The sequence below is a fragment of the Sulfurovum sp. bin170 genome (assembly GCF_010892395.1).
Classification (GTDB): domain Bacteria; phylum Campylobacterota; class Campylobacteria; order Campylobacterales; family Sulfurovaceae; genus UBA1140.
This window is the reverse complement of record NZ_JAACKB010000026.1, coordinates 1-2,212: the sequence shown is the minus strand read 5'-3', so window position 1 is coordinate 2,212 and position 2,212 is coordinate 1. Positions and strand designations below refer to the sequence as shown.

General features: G+C 38.8%; 2 protein-coding genes. Both read right to left on the bottom strand.

Annotated elements, in window-relative coordinates; all coding sequences use genetic code 11:
- The coding region (locus GSY74_RS00685; RefSeq protein WP_164663179.1) for an FHA domain-containing protein at positions 1-1,350 on the bottom strand (1,350 nt) is incomplete at its 3' end.
- Positions 1,351-1,577: 227 nt separating this feature from the next.
- Positions 1,578-2,141 carry a M48 family metallopeptidase gene (locus tag GSY74_RS00680; protein WP_164663178.1) on the bottom strand — a complete coding sequence of 188 codons (564 nt, stop codon included), beginning with the start codon at positions 2,139-2,141 and terminating at the stop codon, positions 1,578-1,580.
- Positions 2,142-2,212: the final 71 nt, after the last annotated feature.

Sequence of the window (2,212 nt, the reverse complement as noted above, 5' to 3'; positions counted from 1 at the left end):
TTTTTTTTCAGGAGAGCCTATCAGCGTACCTTGTGTTCCATCCAAACCAAGCTTCTTTAAAATTTTATCAATTTTATCGTCAATCTCATGAGTGGTTGTATCCGATGGTAGTCTTAGTTTTGCATAGTATCGTAACGCCTCTTGCACAGAGAGTTCAGGGTGAAGAATATCATCTTGTGGAACATAACCAATGGTGGTTTTTAGAACATCATAGGTATCAGAAGATAACTCCCAATTATTGATATAAGATGCCCCTTTTGTTGGCTTGTCATAACCATTAAGCACCTTCAATAGCGTTGTTTTTCCTGCACCAGAAAGCCCCATAAGCCCCACAAATTCACCTGGATTGACCGTAAAACTAATATCATCCAAAAGTGTTATTGGTCCCCCTGTCTCTTTATCTTTTCTAATAACGGTAATATTTTTTGCCTCGATATAGAAACCATCTCCATCAATAGTTCTCTTTTTCTTAATAACTGGTTTACGAGACGCATCCATAGAAAGTACAAAACTATGAATCCCCAAACTAATCTCATCACCTTGTTTAACAATAGTATCTCTTCTAACCTCAACCCCATTTACATAAGTACCATTGGTACTTCCAAGGTCTTTTATTGTGTACCCTTTGGCTGTTTTGGTTAGCTTAGCATGATGAAAAGAGGCACTAGGGTGGTCTATTCGTATATCAGATTTTGGGTCTCTACCCATAGTGATAATATCTTTTGAGAGTTTTAAATTTTCACTCTCTGGACTACTCTGCTCCTCCAAAAACTGTAAAATCTTATTGGTTTGAAGTTTATAGTTTCCTAGATATATCACCTCTCCTCTGCGTAGCTCATCTGATTTGACTGGATTTTGTTGACTGTTTAGATAAGTTCCATTGGTGCTACCATCATCATAGAAATACCACTGATTGTCTCTCTTCTCAATTTTGAGGTGCGATGAAGAGATAACAGGGGTATCGATATATATATCACTAGATGGATTTCGACCGATAATATAGACCTTGTTGTCGTCTGTTCTAAACATCTGTGTCCCTCGTTCACCAGAGATAGAAGCGACCTCAAACATCACATCTTCACTTCCCATAATGACCACCTCTCGTTTTTTGAGTTGATAGGGTTGGTTTATCTCTAGCTTATCTCCTCCTATAAAAGTACCATTGCTTGAACCAATATCAACGGCATAGGGGACTCCTCCCCTCCAAAACAGTTTTAGATGTTCGGCTGATACTCGTCCACTCTCTACTACTATATCGTTGGATGGTGACCTACCTATGGTGAGCGTTTTTGGCTCTTCTAGTTTGACTTGGTTTAGCTCTCTTAGAGTGCTTTTTAAGACTATGTTCATGCTATACTCCCTTGTTATTATTAGAACTGTGACCTGTTGTTTTCAGATGCAATTTTGTAGGGGTGCCCCTTGTGGGTACCCTAAACATGGAAAATCAAAATGTTCAAATTTGGATTAAAAACTGCTATATCAAATGTTAAAATGATGACAATCACAATCTATTCTCAATTTAGGGTACCCACAAGGGGCACCCCTACAGAACAAATTACAAAAACTCCATTTCAGTTCTAATTCTTTGCTATCTCATCCTTAATCGTCTCTATCCTCTCATCATGATTTGGGTGTGTTGAGAGAAAATCAGGTACTTGCAACTCATTTTCCGATTTTGCCTTGATATTTTCCCACAATTTAATCGCCCCTTTTGGGTCATATCCAGCTTTTTTCATCAGCCGAATCCCCTCTCTATCGGCTTCACTCTCCTGCTCTCTACCATAAGGCATCATCACCGTTAGATTTTTACCTGCCTCATAGACTGTATCTAGCACACCATGTAACTCTTTGGGAACCAAATCACCAAATAGCCCTTTACCTACTGCTTGTGGAATAGTGAGAATGGCATCTACTTTTCTTTTCATCCCTCCATGTCGCAGTAGCACATGTGCAATCTCATGAGCCATTACGGCTGAGAGTTGATTGTCATTCTCTATCACATCAAAGATACCTGTAAAAAAGACCACTTTTCCACCAGAGAGACAGAAGGCATTGATGGCTTTGTCTTCTATAAGTGCGTACTCCCATTCATACTCTTTGTCAACCTCTTTTGCAATCCTCTTACCAACGGTTTTTATCAAAAAACTTCAAGAAAACCCCGTTCTCTAAGACGGGGATGAATTGAAGAAAATTTAATATTTAATAAAGTTGT